Consider the following 16,140-nt stretch of genomic DNA (forward strand, 5'->3'; position numbering starts at 1 on the left):
ATTCAGCTTTTAATAGTTATAACCTACGCAAAATTTCCGGCAACAAATCTCCTGGAACTTTGGATAAGGCTAAGTTTTGGCCGGGCAGCCCACATTCACTATAGAAAGCTCTAATCGTTTTGACAATATAGCTCAAAGCTGTTTGCCGACCATCGCTCGCTTGGGAGTTGGCATCGTCTGGTTGTAAATTTAGTTTATCTCCATATGTTAACTCTTGGTCCTGAAGATGCTGTTCCCAGGCGGCGCAAACTTGTAACTGGTGGTGCAGTGCTGCTTCTAAATGCTGTGTCTGTGCGGCTTTGTTGGCGGCGAAATCAGGGTCTGTAGCTAGTTGATAGTGGGCTAGTCCCAGATTGCTGCGAGCGGCTAAGGTGTCAAAGGTGAGTTGGGTGCGATCGAGCTGCGAGGCGATATCCAGGGCAGTTTCGTAGGCTAAAATTGCCTGCTGCAAGGATTCTGTCCGAGCGCGTTGTTGCTGGAAGTGGTTGGCCAAATGCCAATAAGCTGTACCGAGATTGTTTTGAGTGGCGGCAGCGGCAGCGGGGGCTAATTCTCTGGTGCGGTATTTTAAGGCTTCGCGATAGGCCGCGATCGCCCTTACCAGCAGAATTTCTTCCGGTTGATGCTGGGCGAGGTTCCAGCACGCCGTACCAATGTTGTTTTGCACTCCTGCATAGTTGAGGGGTTCTGTAGATGGATTGTAGCAGATGAGGGCCTGGGAGTAAGCGGCGATCGCACTTTTGAGGTAGACGATCGGCTGACCATCTTGAGCTAAACTCCAGTATGCTGTCGCCAAATTATTCTGAGCCGCTGCATACTGTTGAGGTTCCGTCCGGGAGTCAATATCCAGGAGTGCTTGCTGGTAGGCTGTAACTGCTTGCTGCAAGTTTTCGGTTTTGTCTTGATAGCGGGCTAAATCAGCCAAGGCGATGCCCAAATTTTTATTTAATCGGGCACGGGTTTGCAGTGTCAAAGACCCATCTTTTTTGTTTAAACCTTCTCGGTAGATGCCAATGCTGCGAAACAAGCAAAATACTGGATCTAAAGTCGTGGGTTCCTCGGTGCCATTTGCTTCGGTATAGCTTGGTTGCAGGCGAGATAACATCCAGTAGAGAGTGCCGAGGTCGTTGCACAAATCGGAAATTGGCAGTAGGTTATTTGACTCCTGAATATATTGACTTAAGTGGTGTTTAAATTCGTCAATTAGTAGCGTGCATTTGGGATTTGGTGGTTGATTTTGGTGTTCGTGGGGATCTATTTGTAGGTATTGAATCACTTGTTCGATCGCACCAATGGCAATGGTTAAGTTTTGCCAAGAAGCGTCTCCGGCTTGAATGCGATCGCGGTAGAAATTCCCCAAACATTGATAAGCCAAAGCCAAGGATTCGGAGGAACATTGATTTTCTTGCAACAGTTCAATGTATTGCAGAGTTTGCAACTGCTGCACATTTTCCGCCTCGGCGGCCCGATTGTAAGTGGTCAACTCCTGGGCCGGTGTTGGTAGCGCTAAATCTGCTAGTTCAATAGACTGAGAGTTGGATGTTGTGGATGGAGAATTGGGAGTTACTAAGGGAGAATTTGTAACAGGAGATAGGGAACTGGAAACTTGGGATTCTCCAGACTGGGAACTTAAAAATTCCTCGCCCAATTCCAGCCGCTCTCCGAAGTCCCAATGGCGGGGGGAGGGTGTTGGTTCTCCTTCAAACTCAAATACTCCGGTTCGCCAGTGCCAAAATTCCGGGGCTGACTGTTCGATCGAACTCAGCCAAGGTCGCGACACCCACAGCAACAGAGTGGACTCCCACACTTGCAAGTGGGTTTCGATGTCTCTCAAATGGCTCAGGAAAGACCACTGGACGGCCGCTGAGTGCCGAGTCAGGTGTTCGGCTCCCAAAATTTGAAATCCCGGCAAGGGGCTGTAGCTGCGCGAATTTTGGGGCGGTGGATTTTCGGTCAACCATGCGGCGATCGCACCCCAAGGATTCGGATCGCCCAGGTTGAGTTGCAAGCTGACAAATCGGGGAATTGCGATCGGCGATCGAAATCTTTCGCCGGTGGCTGTAGCAGTCAATTCTGCCTCTAAGCGGGCTGCTAGACAGTCCCGCAAGCACAAGTCATCGCAGGCGGCGATAAAAATTTGACGGCGCAAATTCAGTTCAAGTGCCTGTTTCAAGCGTTGGTAAATCAGCTTGTTCGAGCTAGAAACTTTTTGGGAAGGAATAGACATCAGAGTCTGGCGATTTTAGATTTTAGATTTTAGATTTTAGATTTTAGATTTATGCCCACAGGTAAATCCGGGAGCTTGTTTAGGGTAGATTTTCAACTAGCTATTGTATATTTTTGACCTAAAATTCAGGTCCCAACCCCGTCCTGATTGGGAGCATCCCAATTGTGTAAGGGCGAAGCATGACCGCCGACAATTTATTAGTGATAACCAGAGATTTACAGCGGTCATGCTTCGCCCCTACGAATATATTTGCCAAACACAGATGCACCCTCCTGATTTTTTCGTTTCTAATGCTTTTGGTCTTATGTAGTCTTTCAGCTAGTGTCGCGTTGCTCAGGACTTTTGCCACTTCCTGCTTGTCAATGAAGCACAAAAACCATGTTTCCATTTGTCTAGAAACATGGTTTTCTCAAGAGTTATTTAAAATCGGGATTTGAATCAGCTTTGAATCTCAGCCCTGTTTCTAGACAGAAGCAGCCACAAACACCAAACCTGCAACTAACATCGCCGCTGCAATACCCATGATGATGTAGTTTCGTTGCTGGTTTTTATTGGGAGGTACGGCTTCATACACCTTTGGCTCTTTAGCAAAGTTGTTCAAGCGTCCATCGTCATCCTTGATGTAAGGCATTAGTCACAATCCTTAGTATTTTTGATGTTTACAACTCTACCAAAAAAGTGACCACGAAAATTGAATAATTTATTTTGAGGTTACAGTACCTGTTTGGGGAGAAGAAGCGATCGCATAATCTTTGATCGGCATTCTGCCTGCTAAGTACGCTAAACGCCCTGCTTCCGCCGCCATTCCCATTGCTTTTGCCATTGCTGGAGAATTTTGGGCATTGGCGATCGCCGAATTAATTAAGAGTGCATCAGCGCCCATTTCCATTGCTTGTGCAGCTTCACTAGGTGTCCCGATCCCCGCATCCACCACCACAGGAATCTTTACGGTGTCAATAATTATTTGAATATTGGCAGCATTGTTGATTCCTTGTCCCGAACCGATGGGGGAACCTAAAGGCATCACAGTCGCACAACCAACTTCTTCGAGGCGTTTTGCCAACAGGGGATCGGCATTGATGTAAGGCAAAACAGCAAAACCTTCCTTGACTAATTTTTCTGCTGCTTCCAAAGTGCCGATCGGATCAGGTAGCAAATATTTAGCATCAGGAATCACTTCTAACTTCACAAAATTATTATCTTCCTGGCCCAAAAGCTTCGCCATTTCCCTACCCAAACGAGCCACCCTAATCGCCTCATCCGCAGTTTGACAACCCGCAGTATTGGGCAACATCCAAATTTTAGTCCAATCCAGAGCTTCCGCCAATCCTTCATGACCAGGAGCATTGGTTTGCACGCGCCGCACAGCCACAGTCACAATTTCACACCTACTAGCATCCACACTTTGCTGCATTTCTGCAATGCTGCGATATTTTCCCGTACCAGTCATTAAACGAGAATGAAAAGTTTTGCCAGCAATCATTAGAGGTTTGTCAAAAGATGGAGTTGTGACATCTACTGGATAGTCACAAATACTGAACTCAAGAGCATCTTCCCACTCTGTTCTACCACCCATCATCTCTTCCAGCAGCCAACCTTCTTTATTTGTCAGCTCGTCGCGGGTAACTGCATGAATAATTTGCCCAACTGTAATCAATTTAGCATCTCGTGGCATATTATTTTTTAAGCCAGTTTGTATAATTTCTTTGAATTCATTAAAAGCATCTTTCATTTTTCAATTTCTCCCTAATTTTTTTTGCTCTTGACATTTGGCAAAGAAACAAGTCTCCGCACTTTTTATAAAACTTCACAAAATACAAATACTGTCTGGCGAGACAGCCACTTGCACCCGATCGCCCATTTTGTGCCGCTGCAAGTCATCTCTGTGTAAATTTTGTCTCCGAATCGCGATCGAGCTTTTCGTAGTTAACTGCACCGTATACCGCGTATCAGTGCCAATATAAACCACCTCTGTTACAGTTCCCGGCCAAGTATTTTCAGCCTCATAATTAGCCGGATAAATAGCAACTTTTTCAGGTCGTAAAACCAAGGTGACAACCTTTCCTGCCGGCAGCTCGTCAGTGGTAGCAACTAACACAGGCAAGTGTTGGTCAACTAACACTGTAATTGTACCACTTTCCTTGGACACAACACGGCCAGTCAAGAAATTACTCTCACCGATAAACTCAGCAACAAACCGCGTTTGTGGATATTCATAAATCTCAACAGGCGTTCCCACTTGTTGCAATTTTCCTCCATCCATCACCGCAATTCTGTCCGACATCGTTAACGCCTCTTCCTGATCGTGAGTCACATAAATAAACGTAATCCCCAACCTGCGCTGAATTTTTTTCAATTCTAATTGCATCTCTTTTCGCAATTTTAAATCCAGTGCCCCCAGAGGTTCATCCAAAAGCAAAACCGCAGGCTGTTTGACTAAGGCCCTGGCTAATGCTACTCGTTGCTGTTGTCCCCCTGACAGTTGGCGGGGATAGCGTTTTTCTAAATCATTTAACTGCACTAAATTTAACACTTCTGCAAGGCGATCGCGAATTGTTTGCTTCGATAAATTTTCCATTTCCAACCCAAAAGCAACATTTTGTGCTACTGTCATGTGTGGAAACAAAGCATAGTTTTGAAATACTGTATTCACAGGACGATGAAATGGCAATTGATTTTGGATCGCTTCACCGTGAATATAAATTTCCCCCGTAGTCGGCATTTCAAATCCCGCAATCATTCGCAAAGTAGTAGTTTTTCCGCAGCCCGAAGGGCCGAGTAAAGAAAAAAACTCTTTTTTTTCAATCTGCAAATTGATGTTATCTACAGCCAAAAAATCTTCGCTGCGAACAGTTTTAAATACTTTGGAAATTTCCCGGAGTTCTACGGCGTGCATTGTGTTAAAAATTCCCTCTAGTAGAGCAATTCCATGATTTTATTTCCCTGCACCTGCTTTCACTTCAGTCCAAGCTCGATCGTACAATGCAGTGGCTTTCCCGACATCCTGCAAGAATTTCATTTTAGCAAACACCTCGGCCTTGGGATATATTTGAGGATTTTTTAAATCTTGCGGGTCGATTAAACCTTTATCTATTGCTACTTTATTCGGCGAACCAAAGTGAGTAAAATTAGAAATTTTAGCCCCTACTTCTGGCTGCAAAATAAAGTTAATAAATTTCTCTGCTAACTCTTTGTGAACAGCGCCTTTGGGAATAGCCATATTGTCAGAAAAGATAATAGTTCCTTCTTTCGGAATAGCATAGCGGAGGTTAGGATTCTCTTTCATAACTTGGAAGATATCGCCACTCCATTCCATTGTCAGATTTACTTCGCCTTGATCTAAGATAGTTTGACCAGTATCGGGGACAAAAGCAGCAATCAAATTTTTATTTTTTATCAACAAATCACGGGCTTTGTTAATTTCTTCAGGATTAGTTGTATTTGGATCGAATCCTAAATAAATCAAAAGCCCAGCAAAAGTGTATCTAGCATCATCTTGCCATGCAATTTTTCCCGCATATTTCGAGTCGAACATTGATGCCCAACTATTAATTTCGCCCTTAGTTACCTTGAGATTGTAGCCAATGCCCATTGTCCCCCACTGATAGGGGAAAGAATATTTATTGCCAGGGTCAAAGGTTTGATTAATATATTTATTATCTAGGTTTTTATGATTAGGGATGTTATTAATATTCAGCGGTTCCAGTAAATTTTCTTTAGCCATAATTTTCACCATGTAATCTGCGGGAAATATGACATCATAACCGGGATTTCCCTGTTTGAGTTTGGCGTAAAGTGCGTCGCTGTTCTCGAAAGTATCGTATTGAATCTTGACATTGTTCTCTTTCTCGAATTGGGCGATCGCATCTGGGGCGATATAAGACGCATAGTTGTAAATGCTGAGCACTTGTTGCTGGTTAGCACCTTGGCTGCTACAGCCAAAAGGCACTAAGGCACTAATCACAAACAAAAATAATAAAGTCAGCAGGCGTTTCATAGGTTTTGTTAGTCGCGCATGAAATTAATTATGACACAAAAAGCATTTTTTTAACTTTTTTTCATTCTCAATGAGGATAAAACCAGCAATAACGAAGCCAACAACATCAAAGTGGATAGCGCATTAATCGCTGGTGTTACAGCAAATTTTATCATGCCATAAACAAATAGCGGTAGCGTCATTGAACCAACACCTGTTGTAAAAAATGTCACCACGAAATCGTCAAGAGACAAAGTAAAAGCTAGCAGTGCCCCGCTAAAAACACTAGGCCAAATTAGAGGTAGGGTAATCCGCCAAAAAGTCCGCCATTCGTTAGCACCCAAGTCAAAAGCTGCTTGTTCTAATATCGGATCTAGTTCCGCCAAACGGGCCCTGACAGTAATAGTCACAAATGAAATATTAAAGGTAACATGACCGATAATTACTGTAGGTAAACCGAGATTGAGGCGAATTCCCGTTAGATTTTCGAGGATGCGAAATACTAGGGTAAAGAAAACTAGCAGCGAAATGCCGATCGTAATTTCGGGCATAATTATCGGCAAAAACAGTAAAGTTTCTACTGCTTTGCGCCCCGGAAAATGAAAGCGTTCCAGTGCGAGGGCGATGGCTGTACCCAAAACTGTTGCTAGCAGAGTCGAAATAGTAGCAATCAGTAAGCTGTTGTTGAGTGCTGTCCAAATTCCGGCACTGCTACTGCTAGCCATGCCGAGAGTACCGACATCGCTGAATAAGCTGCGATACCAATCGAGGGTAAAACCGCGCCAAATGGAGTTAAATTTGGAGGTATTGAAGGAGTAAATAATTAAGATTAGAATGGGCAGATAGAGAAAGGCAAATGCTAGTGTAGCTTGTATCCAAAGCCACTTTTTGCCGATCGCCCGAACACGTAAATCTAGTTTAGTCATTAGTCAGTTGTCGGTTGTCAGTTGTCAGTTGTCAGTTGTCAGTTGTCAGTTGCAGTTCCATGAGCGTAGTCAACAGTCAACAGTTAACAGTCAACAGTTAATTGTTAACTTTCTGTTTTATCAGACAGGCGAAAATAAATCAATACCGGAATCAATACTATTACTGTCAATAGCATAGAAAGCGCCGAACCAAAAGGCCAGTCACGGGCTTTTAAAAATTGATTTTGAATCAAATTTCCCACCATCATTGTTTTAGAACCACCCAAAATATCTGGTGTAACGAAAGCACCAACGGCGGGGACAAAAACCAGAATCGAACCTGCAACAATCCCGCGAGTAGTCAAAGGCAAAAATACACGCCAAAAAGTGCGAATATCATTAGCCCCCAAATCTTGAGCGGCTTCTACTAATGAAAAATTAAATCGTTCTATGCTAGAATACAATGGCAGAACCATGAAAGGTAAATAACCATAAATTAGACCGATCGCCACAGCGAAAGGTGTAAATAGCAAATTTAATGGTTCGGTAATAATATGCAAAGTTTGCAAGGCTGTGTTAATCACTCCTTCACTTCGCAGCAGGATAATCCAGGCGTAGGTTCTGACTAAAAAATTAGTCCAAAATGGAATAATTACGAGCAAAAGTAAGGCATTTCGCCAGCGGGGAGAACGGGTAGCAATCAAGAATGCTAGGGGATAGCCAACTAAAAGACAAGCCACAGTTGTCAGAAAAGGTAGCCAGAGCGATCGACCAATTACCCCCCAGAAAAGTCCGCTGAACAAACCTTGGTAGTTGCTGAGAGTAAATATCCAAGTAACGCCACCATAGGTGCCCCGTTCTAAGAAACTGTACAAAAGTACAATTAGCACAGGCAAAATGAAGAAAATTATCAACCAGGCGGTAGCCGGAAATAGTAGGATCAATAGGTTAGCCTGTTGGCGTGTTTTGACTGTCATTATTAAGTTTCAAAAAATCAGTGGACAATGCCCAACATTTTGGTGCATCTGTGTTTGGCAAATATATTCCTAGGGGCGAAGCATGACCGCAGACAATTTATTAGCTCGCGCCAGAGATTTACAGCGGTCATGCTTCGCCCTTACAAAATAGGGATGATCGCAAACATTTTAGAGGAAATTGAGTTAATTTTATCCTTTCTTCTTCCAGTTAGTTCCCAAGGTTTCTAGTCACGAATTTAGTGATTTATTCTGAGGAAGTCAGTCGTCGCTACAAACCAATAACAAATAACCCATAACAAATAACCCATAACTATCTCCAATAAGCTCTACCTTTCCAAAAAACTCCCACCGCAACTGCTATGGGTGTAATTTCCGATAAACTTATGAAAAATGGAGGTAACAACAGAGACTTGAAAAATAAACCTAGGACTAAACAGAAAACTAACAGCCACAAATTAGCTCGGTTCAGTAAAAATTGCTGTTGCCAATATTCTAAAAAATAAACCGCTAGGGCCCCTATTCCCACGGCTGTAACTACAGGTATCAATGTTCCTAGGGAGGAGCTGTAGAGTAACATCAGAGCGTTGCTGATGGGGGGAATCGCGATCGCACTCCATGCTAACAATAGTTCTATTGCCAAAACAGTCAAGTTGACGATCGCGGCAATTTGCAGCATTTCTCGCCAAGGTAAAATTTTTAAGCGGCGCAGAAAATCGCTCATGAGCTAGAGATTATGTAGGTTACTTAGATTTTATATTGACATAGACGGGGCTTTAAACCCAATTTTCCGGTAATTTACCTGAGTCGATCGCCCTTTGATTGTGCTTTGTAAAGTAAAATAAAGATAGAGGCAAGTCTCTTGACAAATTAACCAAGAGTACCTATCTATTTAGTTGTTAGAAGCGTCAAGGAAAAAAGTTATGGTGGAAAACAGTGTCGATTGTGCTGTAGCTTGCGTCAATGGCTGCGTTTTGGGCGACAAGTGCCCGAAGCGGGAATACGCAGCGGCAACGTCAAGTTTTATTGAGAATACTTCCCTCGACAAAATCCTGGAGATAGCGGAGGAAGCGGTGAGAAAAAAACGGACTGCACCCCCCAAATGGGTAATTCCTGATTTTCCTGAATAGAATTAACCTGAGAATCAAAGAGCGATCGCCTGTGACAAAAGGCGATCGCTACTCCTAATGAAAGAGCCGATCTAATTAAAAATATTGCCGTTTAATCGATCGATCGTGCAGCTTTTAACAACCCGCAGGTTGGGAACCGGAGGCGGCCATTTCTCGCACTTGCTGTTGAATTGGTAAGTCGATCGCAAATTCAGTCCCTTTTCCCGGAATGGAAGTGCACCGCAACATCCCCCCGTGCTTTTCTACTACAATATGCCAGCTAATTGACAGCCCAATTCCCGTACCTTTGCCGATCGGCTTCGTAGTAAAAAATGGGTCAAATATTTTCCCCCGCACTTCCTCGCTAATTCCCGCCCCGCTGTCAGAAATTTTAATAGTTACTGTGTTGTATTTACTGAGTTCAGTGCTAATCTGAATCAGGTAGGGGTTTGGTTTAATTTCATCAGTATTTCCCTGAATACTAAATTCTTCGATCGCATCGATCGCATTGGCCAAGATATTCATAAATACCTGATTTATTTCGCCGCCCAAACACTCTACAGTTACCACCTGAGAAGAATACTTTTTAATCACCTCAATGGTGGGGCGGTTCGGCTTGAACTTCAACCTATTTTTCAAAATCATCAGCGTACTGTCAATACTTTCGTGGAGGTTAATTTGTTTCATCTCTAGCCCTTCTTGCCGCGAAAAATAGCGCATAGAGAAAATGAGTTCCCGAATGCGATCGCCTCCCACCTGCATCGACTCCAGCATCTTAATCAAATCTTTTTTAATGAATTGTAGATCCACCGCTTCTGATTTTGTTTCTATTTCCACTGGTGGATCTGGATAGTGCTTCTGGTAAAGATTTAGTACAGTCAAAATATCTTGAGTATAGTCGCGAACGTAGTTGAGATTGCCGCAAATAAAATTCACGGGATTGTTAATTTCGTGAGCAATACCCGCTACCATTTGTCCCAAAGCTGACATTTTTTCGTTTTGAATTAGAAGAGTTTGAGCCTGCTGGAGTTCTAACAGAGATTTCTGCAAATTTTCCTGCACTTGTTGTCGCTCTTTAACCTCTTGTTTCAGCCGATCGTTAGTGTCAGAAAGTTCCGCAGTGCGTTCTGCTACTCGTTTTTCCAATTGCTCAGCTAGTTGTCGCAGGCTGACTTGAGCTTGTTCGCGATCGGCAATTTCCTGCTGCATCTGCTCATTTTGAGCTTGAAGTTTTTTCGTCAAGTTACGAATGCTCAAATGTGCTTTGACACGAGCTAAAACTTCTTCATTTTGAATCGGCTTAGTAACATAATCAACCGCCCCTAAATCAAACCCTTTTACTTTATTTTCCGTCTCATCCAGCGCTGTCATGAAAATTATGGGGATATCTTTTGTGGAATCCTTTGCTTTCAAATGCTGACAAGTTTCAAACCCATCAATACCAGGCATTAGTACATCCAGCAAAATCAAATCCGGCAGGGAATACTCAGCTTTTGTAAGAGCACTCTCCCCCGTTCTCGCCACCAAAACTTTAAATCCCGATGCTGTCAAAAACTCAAACAGAACTGCTAAATTATTGGGATTGTCATCGACAATTAATATGATATTTTGTTCCCACTGTAAACTGCTCATTTTTTTTACTAAATCCTGTATTTTTGCACAAACTCTAAAATTTTTTCTTCTTCAAATCCCCTAGCTAATTGAGTTAAATAGTTAGCAAAAGGCACATATTTAACATCAAGTTTTTCCAGTTTTTCTGCTTGCGTTTGAATACCTGCCAAGTCTCCCATCATCGCTAAATCAAATAGTATAGCTATTTCTGTGGGTTCAGGAGCAATCATTTCTTGAGTTGGAATTTTCGATGATCCTTGGGATACTTCAGAGTCAGAAATCCGATTTTCTGATTCCTCGTAGATCCATTCTAAACCTAAATGAACTTGCAGACAATCTAAAAGTTCCTCGACTCGAATCGGCTTGGAGAGAAAAGCATTACATCCGGCTGCCAAACTTTCCTGCTTCTCAGCTTCATAAACACTAGCAGAAGTGCCGATCGCGATCGCATCTTGCAACTGAGGCAACTTGCGAAGTTGTCGCACCGCTTCAAATCCGTCCATCACCGGCATCACCAAATCAATTAAAATGCAATCAGGCTGAAATTCCTGAGCTTTATTCAAACAATCTTGCCCGTCGATTGCCTCAATAGTTTCAAAACCCAAAGGTTCGAGCAAATTCACTAAAACTGAGCGATTTTCCCACTTGTCATCAGCCACCAAAATTGTTTTGCTAGCGCCCTTAAAGCCCGTAATTATTTGGGGAAAACAATCGTTATCTGTGTCTAAATTAACTTCCGCTAGCTCCAATTCAAACCAGAAAATACTACCTTGTCCCAAAGTGCTTTCTACCTTCAATTCGCCGCCCATAATTTCCACTAATTTGTGGCTAATAGCTAATCCTAATCCAGTTCCTTCCGTGTGGCGTCGAGTATTTCCCACCTGTTCAAACGGCGCAAATATCTTTGACAATTCATTAGCGGGTATCCCAATACCAGTATCTTCGATTTGAAAGCGAATTTTAACATTTGTCAGGTTTGTGGTGAGGACTGAAGTCCTTTCGCCTGCTGAAATTTTAAAAGTAACACCGCCAACTTCAGTAAACTTAACTGCATTGCCGATCAAATTAATCAAAATTTGTCGCAACTTCTTTTCATCAGCAGCGATCGCCCTGGGAATGACTGATAAATATTCGCAGTTAAAAGCTAGGTTTTTTTGGCTAGCCCGGATGCGACAAATAGCAGTTATGCCTTGAATAAATTCGCTCAAATTAAACTCTTTCGGTTTTAATTCCATCTTCCGCGCTTCGATTTTAGAAAGGTCTAAAATATCCTCTATCAAAGCCAGCAAATGTTCGCCACAGCGGTGAATAATCCGAATTCCATCTTGTTGCTGTTCGGTCAAATGTTTGTCTCGTTGGAAGATTTGAGCGTAACCTAAAATGCCGTTTAATGGTGTTCTCAATTCGTGGCTCATGTTAGCCAAAAATTCACTTTTGGCACGACTGGCAGATTGTGCTGCTGCTTCGGCTTTTTGCCTTTCTTGAATTTCTTGAGACAGCAACGTATTTTTTTCGGATAATTCTTGGGTGCGCTGTGTAACTTTTGCTTCGAGAGTCAAGTTGGACTCGGCTAATTTTTGGTTGGCTGTTTCTAGATTAGCGTAGAGACGGGCATTTTCCAGGGCGATCGCAGCTTGGGAAGAAAGCAGCTTCAAAACTTCCAAGCGATCGGCTGTAAAAGCGCCGGTTGTTAAGTTATTTTCCAGATATAGGATCGCGGTTAATTTGCCTTGATAGACGATCGGCGCGCATAACAGCGATTTTGGCTGGTGCTCAACGATGTAGGGGTCATTGTTGAAAATAGCTTCGCTGCGGGCGTCATTTAACACGACATCTTGCTGAGTGCGATCGACATAATTGATTAGCGATCGCGGATACGCATAGTCCAATCCCGCGCCTGAGAGCACCCGCATATCGCCATCAACTTCTCCCGCAGCTTCTACAACAAACTCACCGGATTTTGAGGCGATCAGACACCCAGTTTGCGCCCCGGCATTTTCCAGCAAAATTCCCATCAATTTTTCTAGCAAAGAATCTAGAACAATTTCGCCTGATATAGCCAGAGATGCTTTGATTACTGTAGCGAAATCTAAAGCTTTTTGACTACCCGTGGCGATGGTAGAAGTCACAGTAAGAGTGTGATGATTACTGCCTAAAGAAGTGTCAATTTGTTGCGCCCGCACAATTAACTGCGGATATTGTTTCTCCAAATCTGCAACTTTTGCATTCGCACCCCAGCGGATATAACCGTAATAAGCATCCGTCATGTAGGTTTTCGCAACTTTCTCCCTACCGAGAGAGAGATAAAACTCAGCGGCTAATTCATTGGCTAAAGCTTCTTCCTGAATGTATCCCTGGGCGGCCGCATTTTCGATAGCGCGATCGTAATAATCCATTGCTTTCTCTTTTTCCCCCAACACCCGCGCCTTTTCTGCCTCCACCAAATCGTATTTATGCAAGTAATTCATCGGTGCGTGAAAAGCCCAATTTTGCATTTTTTCCTGATTGGCTTCCACCTGTCGCAAATATTCTTCCTTAGTATCAGCAGTTGGATATACAGCTAATAAAGCCAGTGAATAGTAAAAATTGTGTACGGCAAGCGACATAACCCCGATGATTGATTTAATGTATTCTAGTGCTTGCAAGATGTTAGTAACAGCCCCCGCGCCATCTTTAAACAAATAGAGGAGAATTCCTTTATGTAAATACAAATGAAAAAGCGTCCAACCATTATTGGCAGCTTGCAACTGCGGCAGCAAAGTTACTTCATCAATTGCCTCTCCAATCAGCCGATACTTGTCAGTTGCCAAACCTTGCAAATTTAAATTTAGTTGTCTCAATACATTGATTTCCATTGCCACATAGGAATTGCCAATTTTTTCAGTTAAATTTACATATAACAATTGCTTGTTCAATAGCGAGTCCAGTAGCCCCCCAGTCCAAAACAGGTAGATGCAATAATTATTAACGCAATAGCCAACATAGTCCAGAGAGCCAAACTCAAGTCCATTTTGCAACGCCTCCTGTAACGGTGCTAAACTTTCTTTAGCGTGTTCTTTCCAAGGTCTGATAAAACTGTTAAACATATTGTAAACGGGGCCGATTAGCGGCTTTGCCTCGAATTGCTCTAACAATCTCACAGCTATTTGTCCTGCATGATATCCTTTTTCGATCTCTCCAAATGCACACAGTAACGTACCGTACCAAACATAAGACAAAGCAGCGATGTCAGAATAACCTCTTTGAATGCAGAGATTAACTTGAGAGACAACAATTGGGAAGCCAATCTCTGGTTTTGTACCGAAAGCGGGAGTCATAATAGATTGCAGTAACTTAATTACCGCAATCAGCTCCGGATCGGTCATTTTTGGCACGTTTTCTAACTCTTCAAACTGAGGTAGTATCACCTCATTGCCGGCCAACTCTTGGATCTTTGCCAGAGGGAAACCCATCATCTCCAAAGCTTGCAATCCAGTATCCAGAGCTCTGAGCAACTGCATGGTGTTTATATACATTTGGATTTTAATCTCGTATACCTTTACGGCATCTAGCTGAGTAGTAGCTTGCTGCAAGATTAACTCGCCCAGAGTTTCTGCTTGCTGTAAATTAGTATTAAGATATTCCGCTTCCATTGCCTCGCTATAAAGAGCCAGGGTCAACTTATAATGACTCTGCCAACTTGAGTTTACCTCACTTTCTTTATCACCCAGGCGAAACACAGAATTGAGGATTTCAATTCCCAGATTAAAATACTTGAGAGCCGCTTCAAAAGCAGCCGCAGCCTTCGCTTTTTGACCCGCTATCAAATTGAGTTCAGCTAAATCGCATCTTTCCGATTCAGATGTCAGTAAATCGATTCCGAAATTCAGTTGATTTACCAGAGCAAAAATATTGTCTTTCCGCGCTGACGGTGCAGTATTTTGTAGCAGCAACTGACCGATTTTTAGGTGAGTCTCTTTTTTCCGCTCTTCAGGTATCAAAGAATAAGCTGCTTGCTGCACTCTGTCATGCAAAAACTTGTAATCAACCTTCACATCTTGCAGCCCAGCTAGCCCAGTTTCTGCTCCTTCAAAAACCAGCGGAATTTTGTAATCGTTGCTCAGTGGCAAAACCAAGCCTGCCTGAAGAGCATCCCAGAGATTTAATGCTGTTTCCTTCTGAGATTTTTCGCTAACAATTGCCAGCACTTCTAAATTAAATTGGTTGCCAATACAAGCAGCTAATTTTAAGGCTGACTGCGCCACCCCAGGCAATTTTCTAATATTTCGAGCGACTAACTCCACCACATTGCAGTCAGTAATTCCAATGGCTTGGATGTGTTCGAGATCCCACTGCCACGCACCAGATGGAAAGTCGTAAACTAACAGATTTTCTTGATGTATAGCTCGAAGCAACTGAGTTAAAAAGAAGGGATTTCCTTGAGTTTTGTTAAAAAGTAGCTCTGCCAAAAGCTTGATTTTTTGAGTAATTTGACAGTCTAAAGTATCCGCAATTAATTCTTGGACATGACTCAAACCTAAAGGATCGAGAATGATGTTGCTGACAATTGGCTGTATTCCTAGTTGTGGTATTTCTGCGATTTTTTCTATGGTTTGAATCAGCGGATGGGTGGGACTGACTTCATTATCTCGATAAGCTCCAATAATTAGTAAATATTTGCTATCTGAGTCTGTAATCAACAGTTCGATTAATTTCAGTGATGCGGAATCAGCCCACTGCAAATCGTCCAGAAAAATCACCAGCGGGTGTGACTGTGCAGCAAACACGCTGATGAATTGTTTAAACACCCGATTAAATCTATTTTGCGATTCTGTCGGCCCCAATTGCGGGACTTCCGGCTGTTTTCCAACAATTAGTTCGACTTCGGGAATCACGTCTGCAACAACTTGCCCGTTACTTCCCAAAGCGGTTAGCAGTTTTTGTTTCCAAGTCTGGATAGATGCGTCACTTTCTGTTAGTAACTGCCGAATTAATGATTGGAATGCTTGAATCAAAGAAGCGTAAGGAATATTCCGTTTAAACTGGTCGAATTTTCCAGATATAAAATAGCCGCGCTGGCGTACAATGGGTTTCTGAACTTCATTGACGATCGCAGTTTTGCCGATACCCGAATAACCTGAAACCAGGATCAATTCGACCCCCCCTGCCCCCCTTGCTAAGGGGGGTGAAGAAAGTGCCGACAGCCCCCCCTTACCCACGGGAATTCGCTCTCTTAGCCCCCCCTTACCAAGGGGGGGTTGGGGGGGTTCTTCAGTGCTTTGGCAAAGCTCCAAAAGCCCCCCCTTACCAAGGGGGGGTTGGGGGGGTTCTTCAGTGCTTTGGCAAAGCTCCAAAAGCC

General features: G+C 43.1%; 11 protein-coding genes. 1 reads left to right on the top strand and 10 read right to left on the bottom strand.

The genetic code is table 11. The features are described 5' to 3' along the window. Positions 1 to 16 precede the first annotated feature (16 nt). The 8 genes from AAFP11_RS19235 to AAFP11_RS19270 all read right to left on the bottom strand — a co-directional run bounded on the left by AAFP11_RS19235 (position 17) and on the right by AAFP11_RS19270 (position 8,806). Positions 17 to 2,227, bottom strand: a complete 2,211-nt coding sequence (locus tag AAFP11_RS19235) for a hypothetical protein (RefSeq protein WP_341738507.1) — start codon at positions 2,225 to 2,227, stop codon at positions 17 to 19. Positions 2,228 to 2,690: 463 nt separating this feature from the next. After that, positions 2,691 to 2,858 (bottom strand): ssl1498 family light-harvesting-like protein, encoded by a 168-nt coding sequence (locus tag AAFP11_RS19240; protein ID WP_015177107.1) that lies wholly within the window; start codon positions 2,856 to 2,858, stop codon positions 2,691 to 2,693. Between the two features lie 69 nt (positions 2,859 to 2,927). Further along, positions 2,928 to 3,710: a thiazole synthase gene (locus AAFP11_RS19245; RefSeq protein WP_341738514.1), complete on the bottom strand. Its 783-nt coding sequence runs from the start codon at positions 3,708 to 3,710 to the stop codon at positions 2,928 to 2,930. 324 nt (positions 3,711 to 4,034) lie between these two features. Beyond that, a complete protein-coding gene (locus tag AAFP11_RS19250) occupies positions 4,035 to 5,123 on the bottom strand; it encodes an ABC transporter ATP-binding protein (RefSeq protein WP_341738508.1) in 1,089 nt (362 codons plus the stop codon). A 39-nt stretch (positions 5,124 to 5,162) separates the two neighbouring features. Continuing rightward, complete coding sequence (locus AAFP11_RS19255) at positions 5,163 to 6,224, bottom strand: spermidine/putrescine ABC transporter substrate-binding protein (RefSeq protein ID WP_341738509.1); 1,062 nt, start codon at positions 6,222 to 6,224, stop codon at positions 5,163 to 5,165. 50 nt (positions 6,225 to 6,274) lie between these two features. Continuing rightward, a complete protein-coding gene (locus AAFP11_RS19260) occupies positions 6,275 to 7,129 on the bottom strand; it encodes an ABC transporter permease (RefSeq protein WP_341738510.1) in 855 nt (284 codons plus the stop codon). A gap of 104 nt (positions 7,130 to 7,233) precedes the next feature. Next, positions 7,234 to 8,085, bottom strand: a complete 852-nt coding sequence (locus tag AAFP11_RS19265) for an ABC transporter permease (RefSeq protein ID WP_341738511.1) — start codon at positions 8,083 to 8,085, stop codon at positions 7,234 to 7,236. 310 nt (positions 8,086 to 8,395) lie between these two features. Next, positions 8,396 to 8,806 (bottom strand): peptide chain release factor 1, encoded by a 411-nt coding sequence (locus AAFP11_RS19270; RefSeq protein WP_341738512.1) that lies wholly within the window; start codon positions 8,804 to 8,806, stop codon positions 8,396 to 8,398. A gap of 199 nt (positions 8,807 to 9,005) precedes the next feature. Here AAFP11_RS19270 and AAFP11_RS19275 point away from each other — a divergent pair, with 199 nt between their 5' ends. After that, on the top strand, positions 9,006 to 9,212 hold the full coding sequence (locus AAFP11_RS19275) for a hypothetical protein (RefSeq protein ID WP_340517662.1): 207 nt from the start codon (positions 9,006 to 9,008) through the stop codon (positions 9,210 to 9,212). A 114-nt stretch (positions 9,213 to 9,326) separates the two neighbouring features. On the opposite strand, the gene AAFP11_RS19280 is transcribed toward AAFP11_RS19275, so the two are convergent. Further along, positions 9,327 to 10,823: a response regulator gene (locus tag AAFP11_RS19280; RefSeq protein ID WP_341738513.1), complete on the bottom strand. Its 1,497-nt coding sequence runs from the start codon at positions 10,821 to 10,823 to the stop codon at positions 9,327 to 9,329. A gap of 8 nt (positions 10,824 to 10,831) precedes the next feature. Continuing rightward, positions 10,832 to 16,000 carry an AAA family ATPase gene (locus AAFP11_RS19285; RefSeq protein ID WP_341738515.1) on the bottom strand — a complete coding sequence of 1,723 codons (5,169 nt, stop codon included), beginning with the start codon at positions 15,998 to 16,000 and terminating at the stop codon, positions 10,832 to 10,834. Between the last annotated feature and the right edge of the window lie 140 nt (positions 16,001 to 16,140).

The sequence above is a fragment of the Microcoleus sp. CAWBG640 genome, assembly GCF_020883015.1.
GTDB classification, from domain to species: Bacteria; Cyanobacteriota; Cyanobacteriia; order Cyanobacteriales; family Microcoleaceae; genus Microcoleus; species Microcoleus anatoxicus.

What these genes read in the sequence shown, in the direction of transcription:
- AAFP11_RS19235 (WP_341738507.1), bottom strand. Translation starts at nt 2,227, where the DNA reads ATGTCTATTCCTTCCCAAAAAGTTTCTAGCTCGAACAAGCTGATTTAC.
- AAFP11_RS19240 (WP_015177107.1), bottom strand. Translation starts at nt 2,858, where the DNA reads ATGCCTTACATCAAGGATGACGATGGACGCTTGAACAACTTTGCTAAA.
- AAFP11_RS19245 (WP_341738514.1), bottom strand. Translation starts at nt 3,710, where the DNA reads ATGATTGCTGGCAAAACTTTTCATTCTCGTTTAATGACTGGTACGGGA.
- AAFP11_RS19250 (WP_341738508.1), bottom strand. Translation starts at nt 5,123, where the DNA reads ATGCACGCCGTAGAACTCCGGGAAATTTCCAAAGTATTTAAAACTGTT.
- AAFP11_RS19255 (WP_341738509.1), bottom strand. Translation starts at nt 6,224, where the DNA reads ATGAAACGCCTGCTGACTTTATTATTTTTGTTTGTGATTAGTGCCTTA.
- AAFP11_RS19260 (WP_341738510.1), bottom strand. Translation starts at nt 7,129, where the DNA reads ATGACTAAACTAGATTTACGTGTTCGGGCGATCGGCAAAAAGTGGCTT.
- AAFP11_RS19265 (WP_341738511.1), bottom strand. Translation starts at nt 8,085, where the DNA reads ATGACAGTCAAAACACGCCAACAGGCTAACCTATTGATCCTACTATTT.
- AAFP11_RS19270 (WP_341738512.1), bottom strand. Translation starts at nt 8,806, where the DNA reads ATGAGCGATTTTCTGCGCCGCTTAAAAATTTTACCTTGGCGAGAAATG.
- AAFP11_RS19275 (WP_340517662.1), top strand. Translation starts at nt 9,006, where the DNA reads ATGGTGGAAAACAGTGTCGATTGTGCTGTAGCTTGCGTCAATGGCTGC.
- AAFP11_RS19280 (WP_341738513.1), bottom strand. Translation starts at nt 10,823, where the DNA reads ATGAGCAGTTTACAGTGGGAACAAAATATCATATTAATTGTCGATGAC.